Here is a 14131-nt window from a genome sequence, read left to right as displayed (position 1 = left end):
GCTCAGAACCGGAACGAGGTATCGATGCTGTCCAGCGCTTCCTTGAATTGCTGGCGTGCGGTGCGGATGGTGCGCGAGTTCTGGGTCTGCAGCGCGGCCTCGAAGCCGGCCAGCCAGTCCTGCAGCATGACGCGGTCGTTACCCAGGCGGTCCTCGAACAGGCGCTTGGCGCGCTCGATCTGGTAGCGGTTGTCCTGTTCGTCGCGTGGATGGCGCTTCAGCGCCTGCAGGCGTTCGCGCGTGGCGGCGAGTTCGGCGGGCGACAGGCGCGCGCCCTGGCTCTCGATGATGAGTTCGTGGCGCTTGCCGCTGGGCGTCTCATGGGCCTCGACTTCGAGCAGTCCGTTGGCGTCGTAGGTGAAGCGCACCTCCACGCCCGCCTCGCCGGCCGGCACCGGTTGCAGCGGGATTGCCAGCTTGCCCAGGCCCAGGTTCTCGGAGCCCACGGGCGACTCGCCCTGGCGCACGTCGATGAGGATCTGGCGCTGCTGGTCGGCCACCGTGTGATAGCGCTCCACGCGCGAGACCGGCACCGGCGTGTTGCGCTCGATGATGGGCGAGAAGCGATCGGTGACGAAGTGGCCGTTCACCTGGCTGGCCGCAATGATGCCCAGCGAGTAGGGCATCACGTCGGTCAGCACGACATCGTCCAGCGCCGCGTCGCGCGCCTTCAGGCCGGCCTGCACGGCCGCACCCATGACGATGGCCAGGTCGGGGTCGAGCTTGCGCAGCGGCAGGCGCTGGAACAGGCGCGTGACGAGCTTTTGCACCATGGGCATGCGTGTGGCGCCGCCCACCAGCACGACTTCGGCGAGGCCGGCGGGGTCGAGCTGGGCATCGGCCAGCGCGCGTTCGATGGGGCGGCGCAGGCGCTGTAGCAGTTCCTGCGAGGCGGTCTCGAAGTCGGCGCGGCTCAGCGTCGCGGTCAGCGTGCGCTCGCGCCAGACGGTGCTGACCTCGGCGCTGTCGCGCTCGCCCAGGTCGCGCTTGGCCTGCTCGGCCAGGCGCCACCAGGTCTCGCCCTCGAACCAGGCCTGGCGCTCTTCGGCGCTCAGAGCCTCGCACTGCCTGGCGAATAGCTGCGCGATGACACGGCTGAAGTCCTCGCCGCCCAGACGCGTGTCGCCCGCGCTGGCGCGCACCTCCACCACGCCGTCGAAATATTCCAGCACCGACACGTCGAAGGTGCCGCCGCCCAGGTCGAAGATCAGGAAGCTGCTGTGCTCCGGCCGCTCCTGCAGGCCATAGGCCAGGCCGGCCGCAGTGGGCTCGTTGAGCAGGCGCTCGACCTTGAGCCCGGCGATCTCGCCCGCCGTGCGCGTGGCGCGGCGCTGCGCCTCGTTGAAGTAGGCCGGCACGGTGATGACGGCCTCGGTGATGGCCTCACCCAGGAAGGCCTCGGCATCAGCCTTCAGCGTCTGCAGCACCAGGGCCGACAGCTCCTCGGCGCGCAAGGTTTTCTCGTGCTTGCCCGTGCGCAGCGTCAGCGCCTTGTCACTGCCCATCCAGCGCTTGAAGGCCAGCGCGGTGGACTGGGCATGCAGGCCGGCACGCTCGCGCGCGGCCAGGCCGACGAGGGTGTGGCCTTGCTCGTCCAAGCTGACGGCGGACGGCGTCAGATAGTCGCCGTGGGCGTTGGGAATGAGGACGGGCGCGCCGTCGCGAAACACCGCCGCTGCGCTGTGCGTGGTGCCCAGGTCGATGCCCAGGATCATGTTGAGAAGCCTCCCTTGAGAACGGGCGGCAGCTTAGCCGCTCGTGGCGCGGCTGCAGCACGGACCTAGCGGGCCGTGATCAGCCAGCGACCCATCAACGTGCTGCCAGGTGCGCCGACGAAGACGGCGACGTTGGACGTCTGCGCATGATGGACGGCGCCGGCAAAGCAGGCTCGCCCGCTTACGGTCATGCCGTTGCTGGTCGCGCTCGCCACGTCGCCACGCAAGCTTCCCCGGTACAGGCCCGGCTGGCCGCTGGCCGACATGACGCCGCTGAGGTTGCAGATGTCCAGCGGGCCGATCGCGAACTGGTAGAGGAGATAGCTGTTGGGCACACCCCTCGTCGCGCCCGTGATGTCCGGTTGGTCGTCAGTGTTGCGGCCGATGCTGGCCATCACGGCGGCGGATCGGCCGCTGGCACTTTCGAAGGTGGCTTCGGTCACCACGCCGTCGTTGGAGAAGAGGTAGGCCGCGGCGGCGACGGGCAAGCCCATCCAGAACTCGCTCGTGCCGGCCGTGGCGTCCCGCGACGAGGAAATCAGGATCGGCCCGTCGGCACTGCGCGCCGCCCGCAGCCGCATCACCCGGTCGCGCGACACCAGCTCGACTTCGCTGCCCGCCATGGCTGCCTCGAAGCGGCTCAGGCGCGCGGCCGGGCATTGCGAAAACGGCGTCGGGGTATCCGGCAGGCAGAGCAGCAGTACGCCGTCCTGGAAGCGCGCCGAGCCGGCGTAGGCATCCAGCGCCTTGCCGTTGGCGTCGGCCCGCGAGCCCAACACGGTGAAGCTGAAGCCCTCCAGCTCGCTCAACTGCGTGACCAGGTCGCGCGGCGCCACATGGGGCTTGCGCATGCCGCCGATGTCGAGGCCGAACACGCGCACCGGCCCCTGGAAGCTCAGCAGGCCACGGCTCCAAGCTGGGTTCACGCTGCCCATATCGCCCAGGAAGCCGGCGCCCGTCACGTCGACCCAGAAGCCGGCGCGGTAGTCCACATCCGCCGCGATGGCACGCAGCGGTTGCCCCGGGCCAAGGCCCAGGTTCAACCGGTAGTGGCGGCCTTCCAGGTCGGTCATGAAGAGGAGATACGCGGCGGCCATGCCGCTCCTGGCCTCGTTATTGCGCGGGTCCGGGTCGCCGGCCGCGTCGGCCCGGCTGGCGAGGCCGTTCACGCGGGAATCGGCCGACTCCTGCATCTGCACCTGCAGCCTGACGCTGCCGCCGGCGGGCAGGCGGGCCAGCTTCATCGTCTCGCCCAGCGTGGCCGGGCAATTCGCCCCGGTGCTGGCCGCGCAACCGGTGACGCGCCAGGTCTGACCCGTCGGCGTGAGCAGCGTCCAGCTCGCGTCGGCCGCCTCGTCCGGCCCCGCGTTGGCCAGCGTGACCTCGTAGTTGCGCGTTGGCGCGGTGCCCGTCGGTTCGCCGACCGTCACGGCCAGGTCGGCGATGTAGGCCGTCAACTCCTGCCGCCACCGGGCGCTACCACCGCCGCTCGCCTGCCATTCGGTCACCACTGCACCGCGATGGCCGGGCTTGACCCGAAGCGGCTGGCGCAGCAGCACCGTGCTGCCGGCCGGGATCTCGGCAATTTCCACGCCGCCGTCGCTGCGCTGGGTACAGCCGGCGGATTCGCAGCTCAGCGGCAGTTGCAGGGCCTGTGCGTCCGTGCTGGCCGAGACCATGACGGCCAGCGCGCGGGCGTTGCCGACATTGCGAACCTCCACACGGCGCGTCTGCACGACGCCGCTGGGCACGCGGCCGGTGTCGTCCGCGATCGCTGCAATGCGCAACTCGGGCGTTCCGCCCGGCACGTCACCATTGCCGCTGCTTCCACCACCGCCGCCGCACGCCACCAGCCCCAAAGTCGTTGCGCAGCCTAGCGCCGCAACCGTCCGTCGCATTGTTTTCCCTCCCCAGAGGGCCGCGAGCGTAACGGAGCCGCGTGGCAGGCGCGGCTCAGGGCTTGGGCTTGATCAGCTTCGGGTGCCACTCGTTGACCGCCAGCAGCGCCGCCGAGCCGAAGTGCTTGTGCAGCTCGGCCACCATCTCGCCGTTGACGATGACCGGGTCGGTGTCCACGGCCTTGCGGGCGGCCTCCAGGTCGGCGGTGGCGAAGATGAACAGGCCGCGCAGGCCTTCCTTGCCGTCCAGCGGGCCGGCATAGACAAGCAGGCCCTCCTTGGCCAGGCGCGTCATGTTGGCGAAGTGGCCCTGGAACATCTCATTGCGCGCCGGGCCGTCGGGCATGCGGTTGGGGCCGGTCTTCAGCAGCACGAAGACGTAAGGGCGCAGGCCCTGCTCGTTGGCACCCCAGGCCTGGGCCTTGGCGGCGTCGTAAGCGGCGGGGGCGTCCTGCGCATGGGCTGCGGGCAGGGCGCAGAGCAGCGTCAGCAGGCAGGCGATCAGTTTCATGGTGTGGCGGCGCCGGTGACTGGGTGCGAGGATTGAACCGCACCCCAGCTCCTCGGAGACCGCGATGAAACCCACCCCACCCGGCTGGCCGCGCCTGTCGTCGGCCGTGTACTGCGAGAACGCCCGCGAGGCCATTGCCTGGTACGGCCAGGCTTTCGGCTTCACGGTCGAGATCGTCGTCGACGCGCCGGACGGCAGCGTCATGCACAGCGAGATGCGCTATGGCGAGGCCATCGTCATGGTGGCCGAGGGCAGCGCGGCGCGCGAAGTGCGCTTCGGCGTGCCCAGCCGCGCGCCCACGGCGGCTGGTGGCGTCAACACGCAGAGCCTGTTTCTCTACGTGGACGATGTCGACGCCCACTGCGCCCAGGCCCGCGCGGCCGGCGCCCGCGTGAGCTATGAGCTGACCGACAACGACTACGGCGCCGACTACTGGACCGACCGCAGCTACGGCTGCGTGGACCCGGACGGGCACCTGTGGTGGTTCAGTCAGCGCCTGCGCAACCCGCCGGCCAAGGCCTGAACGGCGACTGAAAGCCGCCCGGCCGGCGCGGTCTCACCGGGATGTCACGGCCCTGTCATAGCGCCTGCAAATGCGCTGGCCCTGATGTGCGCATGTCCCCCGCCCGCCGCTCCTGCCAAGACCGATGCCGCTCGCCGATTGCTGGCCGGCCCGCGCGGCAGCCTGCCCGTGCCGCTGCGCATGTTGCTCATCAGCGTGGACGGCCGGCGTGGCGAAGACGAGCTGCTGGCCATTGCGCGCTCGCTGGGCCTGGACGCGCAGGCGTTGCAGACGCTGCGGCACGAAGGCTTGGTCACCGCCCTGCGCGAAGCGCTGCCGCCCGCTGCCGACCCCGCCGCCGAGCTGCGCCGCCTGATGCGCGCCAAGATGTTCGCGCTGGACCTGGCCGGCCGCATGCTGGCCGGCCGCGACGCCGAGCTGCGCGCCAGTGCCCGTGAGGTGGACAGCGAGTCGCGCTTCCTCGAATGGCTGGCCGAGGCCGCAGCATGCATCGAGGCCGCGGCCAGCGCCGAGCGGGCGCTGCTGTTCCGCGAGCGCGTGGCGGAAGCGGCTGTTTGATGACGATCAAGCGGCGGCCAGTTCCGCCCGCTGCGCCGGGGCGCCGGTGGCCGCCTCCCTGCGCAGCACGGCCCGCTGCACGAGGAATTCGGCATCGCGTGCGACGCCAGAGAACCGGCCCGAGCCCCAGGTGTGCAGCCAGGGCAGGCCGATGAAGTACAGGCCCGGCACGGCGGTCACGCCGCGCTGCTGGATAGGCTGCCCCCGGCCGTTGAAGACGGGCGCGTCCAGCCAGCGGAAGTCCGGCGTGAAGCCTATGCACCAGACGATGCTGGTGATGCCGGCGTCGCGCAGGGACAGGCTGTCACGCTCCTCGGCCGGTTGCCACACCGGCTCGTACGCGCCGCCCGGCGGGGCATCCACGCCATTGGCCGCGATGTAGCGGTCGATGGACGCATTGATGCCGTTGTAGGTGCGGTCGGCCTGGTCCAGCGAGTTGCGCAGGCCGGTCGCGAAGCGCAGCGTGTCGCGGTCGTCGTCCAGGCCGGTGAGCTGGCCGTAGAGCGCCATGCCTTCGGCGGCGAAGCGCCGCAGGTCGATGTCGCGCCCGCCGTCGCGGCCGGTCACATAGTGGTTGGTGTTGTCGCGCACGCCCTCGCGCAGCGGGTGCTGGCCCACGGGCATCTCGTAGTAGCCCATGTCGGCCAGCCAGTCGACCACGTCGCGGCCCCGGTAAAAGCGGGCGCAGCGCGGTGCGTCGCCCACCGCCAGCACCACCTCGCGGCCGGCGAGGTGCAGGTCCTCGGCGATCTGCGCGCCGCTCTGGCCGGAGCCCACCACCAGCACCTTGCCGGGCGGCAGCTGCGCGGCATTGCGGTACTGCGCCGAATGGATTTGCGTGATCTCCGGCGGCAGCCTTTCGGCCAGACGCGGCACGATGGGCTCGTGGTAGCCCCCGGAGGCCACGACGACCTGGCCGGCCGTGCACTCGCCGTCGCTGGTGCGCACCAGGAAACCACCTTCGGCCAGCGGCTTCACCAGCTCCACCGCCACGCCCTCGCGCAGCGGCGGGTTCACATGGGCGCGGAAGGCGTCGAGGTATTGCAGGATCTCGGCCTTCTTCATGAAGCCATGTGGGTCGGGGCCGGCGTAGTGGTGACCCGGCAGCTGGCACTGCCAGTTGGGCGTCACCAGGCAGAAGTTGTCCCAGCGCTGGGTCTGCCAGACGTGCATGGCGCGGTGCTTCTCGAACACGACGTGTTCCACGCCCCGGGCCTTCAGCCCGTGGCTGACGGACAGGCCGGCCTGTCCGCCGCCTACGATGACGACTTCGTGGTGAATCAGGTTCTTCATGGGGTGCTCCTTGGGAGGGGGTTCAGGCGGGCTCGAACGAGACCACGCGCACGCGCGCCTCAGCGTCGGTGGCGAATGCAGCGGCGTGTGCCTCGGTCTGCAGCAACTGGTCGCCGGCACGCGAGCAGGTGAAGCCGAACTTGGCCTGCACCCGCTCGTTGGCGATGCGGGTGGCCTCGCGCACGCGGCTCAGCAGCTCGGCAAGCGGGTAGTCGTCGCCGGGGCGCAGGTAGTCATGCATGACAAGCGAGGGCGAGTAGCAGAGGGTCTCGCTGGCGTCGGGCCAGCGAAGGCGGTAGTGCATGGCGGGCATGGCGTGGATCTCAGAGGCAAAGGGAAAGGGGCCGGGCCTGCAGATCGGGCGAGGCGCGCAGCGTGCGCTGGTACCAGGCCTCGTGCACTGCGGCGCTGCGCTCCCACGAGTGGTCGACGCTCACCGGCGGCGGGGCCGTGAGCCGCGGCATCTGCGCGGCGGCCTGCAGGCCGGCGGCGATGGAAGCTATGTCTTCAGGGGCGCACCAGGCGACGCCCGGCGTGCCGCGCAAATGCTCGGTGAACGGCGGGCGCTCCGACACCAGCACCGGCGTGCCGCAGGCCAGCGCTTCCAGCGCGACGAGGCCGAAGCCTTCGACCAGCGATGGCATGGCCAGCAAGTCGGCGCGGCGCATCAGCGCGGGCAGTATTTCGTCGGCAAGCGGGCCGGTGCGCAGCACGGGCTGGCCCGGTCCCTCGGCCAGGTCCAGCTCGGTGAGTGCCTGCTTCCACGCCCGCCGCGCGGCGCTGTGATCCAGCATGCTGGCGCCGCCGGCGATGACCAATCTCGCCTCAGCCCAGGCCGGGTCGTCGGCGCGCAGCCGGGCGAAGGCCTGCAGCAGGCGCACCGTGTTCTTGCGCGCTTCGACGCCGCCTACCAGCAGGCAGACCGGCCCGCCGGCTTCGTCGAGCCCCAACTCGCTCAGGCGTTGCGCATCACCGGCATCGGTGGCGATGCGGTAGCGGCTGAGATCGACGCCGTTGAACACGCGCTCCGCCGTCACGCCCAGGCGGTCGCGGAAGTGCTCGCACCAGCAGTCGCTGACGCAGGCCACGCCGTCGGCCGAACGCCAGGCGAACTCCTGCCATTGGTTGAGCGTGTCCTGCGCGAAGACATCGAGGTGATGCACGGTGCGCAGCCAGCGCGGCAGCGGCAGGCCCTGGGCGCGCAGCAGCGCCAACGCATTGCCGCTCAGGCTGTCCTGCGCGTGCAGCAGGTCGAAGCGGCCGGCCTGCAGCAGCGCCGGCAAGGCCTGCACCAGCGCGGCGATGCGCTGGCTCACCTGCTGGACGAGGTCGCCGCCCAGCACCGGCAGGCGGATCACGTGGACGGGGAAGGTTGTTGTGCGGAAGAGCGACTCGCCGCGCTCCGCCGCCGCGATCACCGTCACATGGTGGCCACGCCGCTGCAGCGCACCGGCCAGCTCCAGCGTGTGGATGACGCCGCCGCGTGGGCGCACGGAGTGGGTGAGCAGGGCGATGTTCATGCGGCTGGCCTCTGTGCCACGGCAGGTGCTGCGCCGATGAAGGCCTCGGCGGCCAGGTCCCACAAGGTCGTTCGTGCGTCGCCGAGCTGCAGCGTGAGCCGGCTGCCGGGTTGCACGGTGCCGATGTCGGCACAGGCAATGCCGCGCGACTCGAACACGTCGTGTACTGCGGCGGCCTGCGGCTCGCGCACGCTCAGCAGATAGCCGTAGCTCGGGAAGGCGCTGAGCCAGCGCAGGTGCTCGGCCAAGGCGCCGGCCTCGCGCCAGCCGGGTGTGCCGGGCGGCAGCGGCAGCCGCGCCAGGTCCACCTGCGCGCCCACGCCCGAGCATTCGAGCAGCATCAGCAGCGTGCCCAGCACGCCGGCCATGCTGATGTCCTTGCCGGCGTCGCACAGGCCCGCTTCGGCGAGCTGCGGCAGCAGCGCCAGGTCGGCGCGCAGGCGCTCGGGCGGTGCAGCCGTCGATGCGTTCCAGAACGGCTGGCCGTCCTGCCACTGCCCGCGCAGGTCGACGGCCATCAGGATGCGGTCGCCGGGGCGCGCGGCAAAGCTGCTGATGAGCCGCCGTGCCCGGCCCAGCACGGCCACGGCCAGCTGGCCCGCACCCGCGCGCAGGTTGCTGTGGCCGCCCACCAGCGGCACGCCGTAGCGCTCGCAGGCGCTGCGCATGCCGGCCAGCAGTTGCTGCGCCACGTCGGCATCGCCAGCCCACAGCGCGTCCACCACGGCCACGGGCCGGCCGCCCATGGCGGCGATGTCGCTGAGGTTGACCATCACGCCGCTGTAGCCGGCGAACCAGGGTGTGGCGGTGACGAAGTCCTGCATCAGGCCTTCGATGGCGAGCAGCAGGTGACCGTCGCCGGTGGGGTCGGGCAGCACGGCGCAGTCGTCGCCGTTGGGCACGCTGGTGATGCCGGCGACGCCACTGAGCTGAGGCAGCACGGCCGCGATGTCGCGCTTGTGGCGGAAGCCGCGGCTGCTGCGCAGCGCGTCCGTGAGCTGGGCCAGGTGGGTCATCGCATCAGCCCTGCGTCAGCACGAAGCCGGCGTACGGCGTCGTGCAGGGCGGGTAGTGGGCCAGCGACGCGCGCATCAGCGCATGCGGCTTGCCATGCAGCTCAACCGTTTCCAGCGATTGCCAGTGCAGCCGCTCGAACAGTGGCACGTTCTGCCCCTGCACGTGGGCGAGGAACTCCTCGCAGCCGAGCGCATGTGCACTGGTGACGGCCAGGCGGATCAGGCTGGTGCCGAGGCGCTTGTGCTGGCGCCAGTCGGCCCGCACCGCCAGGCGCGAGCCCCACCAGACGCCGGGCGCGGCCTGGTGGATGCGCACCGTGCCGACCACCTCGTCGGCCTCGCCGGCCAGGCAGGTGACGGCGACAAGCGAGCGCGTGCTCGGCTCGCGGTCGATGGCGTCCGCATCGTCGCGCGCAAAGAGGCCCTGCTCGTCGCAAAACACCTGCCGGCGCAGCGCCAGCGCCTCGCGCGCCATCCACGGGTCGCTGGCCCACTGGATGCGGAACTCCTGCGGCGTGTACGACCGGTCGAGGTCGCACCAGGGCTGGTGGTGGAGGGCGTGGAGCTGCATGGTGTTCTCCTGGTTTAAGCCGCCAGCGGTGTCTCGTAGCGCGACAGCGTCGAGCAGGCGGCGCAACGCCCGCAGCCGGCCTTGATGTCGCCGGCGCGCAGGCCCGCGTCGGCCACCAGCCGGCCGAGGGGCTCCAGCACGCTGCGCATGAACTCGGCGGTGGGCGCCGGGCGGTCTTCCAGCGGCGTGCCGCTGATCGGCACGAAGGGCACGACGAAGGGATAGACGCCGAGCGCCAGCAGCCGCTCGCTGGTGGCCAGCAGCAGCTCGGCGCTGTCGCCCAGGCCGGCCAGCAGATAGGTGCTGACCTGGCCCCGGCCGAACACGTCGACCGCCGCGCCAAACGCGTCCCAGTAGCGCGCCATCGGCACTTCGGCCTTGCCGGGCAGGATCTGGCGGCGCAGGTCGTCGCCAATCACTTCCAGGTGCATGCCCAGCGTGTCGATGCCGGCGTCCCGCATGCGCCGGAACCATGCATCGGTGTCGGGCGGCTCGCACTGCGCCTGCAGCGGCAGGTCGACGGCGGCGCGGATGGCCTCGGCGCTGTCGCACAGCACCTTGGCGCCCCGGTCCGGCGTGGGCGGCGTGCCGGTCGTCATCACCATGTGCTTCACGTCGTCCAGCTCGACGGCGGCCTGAGCGACCTCGGCCAGCTGCGCCGGTGTCTTGTGCGCAATCGTGCGGCCCGCCGCGAGTGACTGCCCGATTGCGCAGAACTTGCAGGCCTTGCGCCGGCTCTCGTAGCGGATGCAGGTCTGCAGCACCGTCGTGGCGAGCACGTCGGCGCCGTGCAGCGTGGCGATCTGCGAGTAGGCGATGCCGTCCGCCGTGCTGCGCGCATAGAAGCGCGGCTGGCGCGGGAAGCTGACGCTGGCAATCGGGATGCTGCCCCGACGCAGCACGCTGCGGCCATCGGGCCCCGGCGCATCGGCGACAAAGGGCGAACTGAAGGCGGTGTGGGTGTGCACCGGCACCATCAGCGTCACGCCGTCGACCGTCACGGCCTTGTGGTCCGACGGGCCTGCGCCGCCTCGGCGGCTGGCGGCGCCCGCGCCGGGGTCCAGCAGCCGCAGGCCTTGCGACTGCAGCTCGGTCATCAAGGCGCGCGAGGCGTCGGGCAGCGCCAGGGCTTCAGTCATGGGGAACTCCTTCGGGCAAGGGGAGGGTGGCTTCTTGCGAGGCGGCGCCTGGCCAGGGCTGGGTGGTGCTGTTGGCGTCGCGCCGGATCACGAGGCTCAGCAGCTCGGGCCGCGCGTAGTGGCCGACCGAATCCATCATTCGCTTGCGCTTGGCGATCAGCGCCATGTCCAGGTCGGCGATGACAAGGCCTTCGCCTTCGGTCAGCGGCTCCGCTAGGTATTTGCCCTCGGGCGACACGATGGCCGTGTGGCAACCCCCGCGCAGCGCGCCCTGCAGCTTCTCGTCAGGGGTGATGGCCCGCACCTGCTCTTCGCGCAGCCAGCCGGTCGCGTTGACGACGAAGCAGCCCGCCTCCAGCGCGTGGTGGCGGATGGTCACGCCCATCTGGTCCGCAAAGATCTGGCCGACCAGCGAGCCGGGGAACTGCGCGCAGTGGATCTCTTCGTGCTGCGCCATCAGCGCGTAGCGGGCCAGCGGGTTGTAGTGCTCCCAGCAGGCCAGCGCGCCGACGCGGCCCACGCGCGTGGCCACCGTCGTCAGGCCGGCGCCATCGCCCTGGCCCCACACCATGCGCTCGTGGTACGTCGGCGTGATCTTGCGGCGCTTGAGCAGCAGGCGGCCGTCGGCGTCGAAGATGAGCTGCGTGTTGTAGAGGCTGCCGTGGTCGCGCTCGTTGACGCCCAGCACGATGACCATGCCGGCCTCGCGGGCGGCGGCCGAGACGGCGTCGGTCATCGGCCCCGGCACGGTCGGCGCGCGCTCCATCAGCAGCAGGTGGGCCGGGCCTTGCTGCACCGGCGGCTGCACGAAGGAGAAATAAGGGTAGTAGGGCAGCAGCGTCTCGGGGAAGACGATCAGCTCCACGCCCTTGCGGGAAGCCCCGCGCACGGTCTCCAGCACGCGAGCGAGCGAGCCGTCGGCGCTGTCCAGATCAGGGGAGATCTGGGCCGCCGCAGCCCTGACCGTCTTCGGCGCCGGCATCACAGCGTCCAGGTATCGATGATGACCGCGCCGGCCTTCTTGTGCAGCAGCACCACGTCCAGCACGTCCAGCGGGTTGATCGGGCGTATGCCTTCGATCAGCGCGCCTTCGCCGTGGCCGTACAGCGCCTGCAGCGCGAAGCGGCAGGCGTAGACCTTGCCGCCCTCGGCGATGAACTTGGTGATCTGCTCGTTGAAGTTCTGGTGGCCGGGGAAGGCCGCATCGCCCAGCTTGGGGAAGCCGCGCTTCACGCCCAGCGTGACGCCGGGGCCGTAGAGCAGGATGGAGGTGTCGAAGCCCTTGCGTTGCAGGCGCGTGGCCTGCAGCAGGTTGACGAAGCCGATGGAGCCTTCGAAGGCCACGGTGTGGAAGGTCACCAGCGCCTTCTCGCCGGGCTCGGCCTTGACGTCCTCGAACACCTTCTCTTCGTAGTCGACCAGGAAATCGCCCTTCTGGGCGGCGGGATGGGTGACCTTGGGCATGGAGAGTCCTCTTGGGGTTGCGGTGGAGCCCGGTGCCTGGTGGTGCCTGGGGCGCCGGACAAGCTCTTCATTGCGAATCACATGCCACGTGGCGCGGTGGGCGGGCGATCAACATGCGATCAAACGGGCGTCGTGCGGGCGTCACGCTCGGGCCGGCTGGCGGCCGCTCTGCCGCTGCTGCCGGCGGCGCGCACCGCAACGCGGCGGGGCCATGCAATCAATGCACCCGATCAATGGCCGGGCCGCACCTCGGATGCCCCGCTGCAACGGGGCAAACCCATCAAATCAGGCCGTGCGACAGGCACACTGGGCCATGCCCTTCACGCACTGGATCGCCCGCATCCGCAACAGCGGGCTGCCTGCGTACCAGCTCATCCCCGAGCTGATTGCCGAAGACCTGCAGCAGGGCCGGCTGGTGCCGCGCGAACGCCTGCCGCCGCTGCGCGCGCTGGCAAGCACGCTGCAGCTGAACTACACCACCGTCGTGCGCGGCTTTGCGCAGGCGCGCGAGCGCGGGCTGATCGCCTCACGCCCCGGCATGGGCTCGTATGTGCGCGGCTCCTTCATCGGCCTGCCGCTGCGCGCCGGCACCGGCGCCGAGATGACGATGAACATGCCGCCCGAGATCGAGGATCACCCCGCCATGCAGGCGCTGCAGCTCAGCGGCGCCGAGGCCGTGGCCCAGACGCCGCTGCACGACTTGATGCGCTACCAGGACTTCGGCGGCACCGCACATGAGCGCGAGCTGGCCGCCCATTGGCTGGCGCAGTGGGTGCCCGACGCGGCCGTCGAGCGCGTGCTGATCGCGCCGGGCATCCACGCGGTGCTGCTGGCCCTCGTGTCCCTGCTCGTCAAGCCAGGGCAGAGCCTGTGCGTGGAGAGCCTGGCCTACCCCGGCATGAAGGCGATTGCAGCGCAGCTGGGCACGCAACTGCTGCCGTTGGCGATGGACGAGCACGGCCTCATCCCCGAGGAGTTCGAAGCCGCCTGCAAGAGCACGCCGGTGGGCGCGCTCTACCTGTGCCCCAACCTGCACAACCCCACCACCGCGACGCTGCCCATCCAGCGCCGCGAGCAGATCGCCGACATCGCGCTGCGTTACAGCGTGCCCATCATCGAAGACGACGCCTACGGCATGCTGCCCGCCGCCACGCCGCCCGCGCTGGCCGACTTTGCCGGCGCCGTCACCTACTACGTCAGCGGCCTGTCCAAGTGGCTGGGCGCGGGCGTGCGCGTCGCCTATGTGTTGTCGCCGACGGTGGCGGCGCATCAGCGCCTGTCCGGCGCGCTGCGGGCGACGACCGTGATGGCGTCCCCATTCATCAACGCCATCGTCTCGCGCTGGCTGGAGCAGGGGCACGCCGCCCAGGTGCTGGCGGCCGTGCGGACGGAGTGCGGCTGGCGCAGCGCACTGATGCGCGAGCGCCTGGGCGCGTTCGGCGTGCGCACCCAACCCAACGGCTTCCATGGCTGGCTGCCGCTGCCGGAGGCCGTCGGCCCGGAGTCCTCTGCCAGTGCGATGGCAAACGCACTGCGCGAGCTGGGCATTGCCGCCGTGGCCGCCAGTGCCTTCTCCACCGACCGGCAACCGCCCGAAGGCCTGCGCCTGTGCCTGGGTGGCGGGCTCAACCGCGACGACTGCGGGCGGGCGCTGCAGGCGGTGGTGGGGGCGTTGGGCGAACGAAGGGCGACCTGAGGCACGCGACGGAAGCCCGAGGCGGGCAAGTGCGACGCCGTGAGCATCCTCGGCGCTCTCGCGCCGCACGGCCAGCATGCAGGTCGTTGCCGAGCGAGGTTTGGATCGACTATCGGCACCTGGCCCGGGTGGCGGGCCGCTGGTGCATCGTCAATGTGTTGTGGGAGATGCGGGGCTGAATGGCGCGCATTCGCCGGGGGTTCACGTCAGCGCGCCGGTACGATGTT

14 protein-coding genes are annotated in these 14131 nt (G+C 71.0%); 3 read left to right on the top strand and 11 right to left on the bottom strand.

Annotated elements, in window-relative coordinates; translation table 11 throughout:
• Window positions 1–2: 2 nt before the first annotated feature.
• From ACXRVZ_RS07740 to ACXRVZ_RS07730, 3 genes are all read right to left on the bottom strand, one after another.
• A complete protein-coding gene (locus ACXRVZ_RS07740) occupies window positions 3–1715 on the bottom strand; it encodes an Hsp70 family protein (RefSeq protein ID WP_457421874.1) in 1713 nt (570 codons plus the stop codon).
• 65 nt (window positions 1716–1780) lie between these two features.
• Window positions 1781–3613, bottom strand: coding sequence for a hypothetical protein (locus tag ACXRVZ_RS07735; RefSeq protein WP_457421872.1), 1833 nt, complete (start codon window positions 3611–3613; stop codon window positions 1781–1783).
• 55 nt (window positions 3614–3668) lie between these two features.
• Window positions 3669–4124 (bottom strand): YciI family protein, encoded by a 456-nt coding sequence (locus ACXRVZ_RS07730; protein WP_457421870.1) that lies wholly within the window; start codon window positions 4122–4124, stop codon window positions 3669–3671.
• A 64-nt stretch (window positions 4125–4188) separates the two neighbouring features.
• Here ACXRVZ_RS07730 and ACXRVZ_RS07725 point away from each other — a divergent pair, with 64 nt between their 5' ends.
• Together ACXRVZ_RS07725 and ACXRVZ_RS07720 are read left to right on the top strand one after the other, a co-directional pair.
• Window positions 4189–4647 carry a VOC family protein gene (locus ACXRVZ_RS07725; protein WP_457421868.1) on the top strand — a complete coding sequence of 153 codons (459 nt, stop codon included), beginning with the start codon at window positions 4189–4191 and terminating at the stop codon, window positions 4645–4647.
• 84 nt (window positions 4648–4731) lie between these two features.
• On the top strand, window positions 4732–5205 hold the full coding sequence (locus tag ACXRVZ_RS07720; RefSeq protein ID WP_457421866.1) for a hypothetical protein: 474 nt from the start codon (window positions 4732–4734) through the stop codon (window positions 5203–5205).
• 6 nt (window positions 5206–5211) lie between these two features.
• Here ACXRVZ_RS07720 and ACXRVZ_RS07715 read toward each other — a convergent pair whose 3' ends face one another.
• Genes ACXRVZ_RS07715 through ACXRVZ_RS07680 form a run of 8 tightly spaced genes read right to left on the bottom strand, consistent with a single transcriptional unit; the run spans window position 5212 to window position 12208 of the window.
• A complete protein-coding gene (locus ACXRVZ_RS07715; protein WP_457421864.1) occupies window positions 5212–6498 on the bottom strand; it encodes an MSMEG_0569 family flavin-dependent oxidoreductase in 1287 nt (428 codons plus the stop codon).
• 22 nt (window positions 6499–6520) lie between these two features.
• Window positions 6521–6811, bottom strand: a complete 291-nt coding sequence (locus tag ACXRVZ_RS07710; protein ID WP_458232283.1) for an MSMEG_0570 family nitrogen starvation response protein — start codon at window positions 6809–6811, stop codon at window positions 6521–6523.
• A gap of 10 nt (window positions 6812–6821) precedes the next feature.
• Entirely contained in the window at window positions 6822–8018 is a 1197-nt protein-coding gene (locus ACXRVZ_RS07705) for an MSMEG_0565 family glycosyltransferase (RefSeq protein ID WP_457421860.1), read from the bottom strand.
• Window positions 8015–9034, bottom strand: a complete 1020-nt coding sequence (locus tag ACXRVZ_RS07700; RefSeq protein ID WP_457421858.1) for a sll0787 family AIR synthase-like protein — start codon at window positions 9032–9034, stop codon at window positions 8015–8017. Before ACXRVZ_RS07700 ends, ACXRVZ_RS07705 begins: the two co-directional genes overlap by 4 nt.
• Window positions 9035–9038: 4 nt before the next feature.
• Complete coding sequence (locus tag ACXRVZ_RS07695; protein ID WP_457421856.1) at window positions 9039–9605, bottom strand: MSMEG_0567/Sll0786 family nitrogen starvation N-acetyltransferase; 567 nt, start codon at window positions 9603–9605, stop codon at window positions 9039–9041.
• Between the two features lie 14 nt (window positions 9606–9619).
• Window positions 9620–10702 (bottom strand): MSMEG_0568 family radical SAM protein, encoded by a 1083-nt coding sequence (locus ACXRVZ_RS07690; RefSeq protein ID WP_457421916.1) that lies wholly within the window; start codon window positions 10700–10702, stop codon window positions 9620–9622.
• Between the two features lie 34 nt (window positions 10703–10736).
• Entirely contained in the window at window positions 10737–11726 is a 990-nt protein-coding gene (locus tag ACXRVZ_RS07685) for a Nit6803 family nitrilase (protein WP_457421854.1), read from the bottom strand.
• The gene (locus ACXRVZ_RS07680; protein ID WP_457421852.1) at window positions 11726–12208 is read right to left on the bottom strand and encodes an MSMEG_0572/Sll0783 family nitrogen starvation response protein; all 483 of its coding nucleotides are present in this window, start codon (window positions 12206–12208) and stop codon (window positions 11726–11728) included. The genes ACXRVZ_RS07685 and ACXRVZ_RS07680 overlap by 1 nt, the downstream gene beginning before the upstream one ends.
• Before the next feature lie 292 nt (window positions 12209–12500).
• Between ACXRVZ_RS07680 and ACXRVZ_RS07675 the strand changes: the two genes are divergently transcribed.
• Window positions 12501–13904 (top strand): aminotransferase-like domain-containing protein, encoded by a 1404-nt coding sequence (locus tag ACXRVZ_RS07675; RefSeq protein ID WP_458232282.1) that lies wholly within the window; start codon window positions 12501–12503, stop codon window positions 13902–13904.
• Window positions 13905–14131 lie beyond the last annotated feature (227 nt).

It is taken from the genome of Roseateles sp. P5_E8, assembly GCF_054177665.1.
The sequence above is the reverse complement of the archived record's forward strand: the minus strand, read 5'-3'. Positions and strand labels throughout refer to the sequence as shown.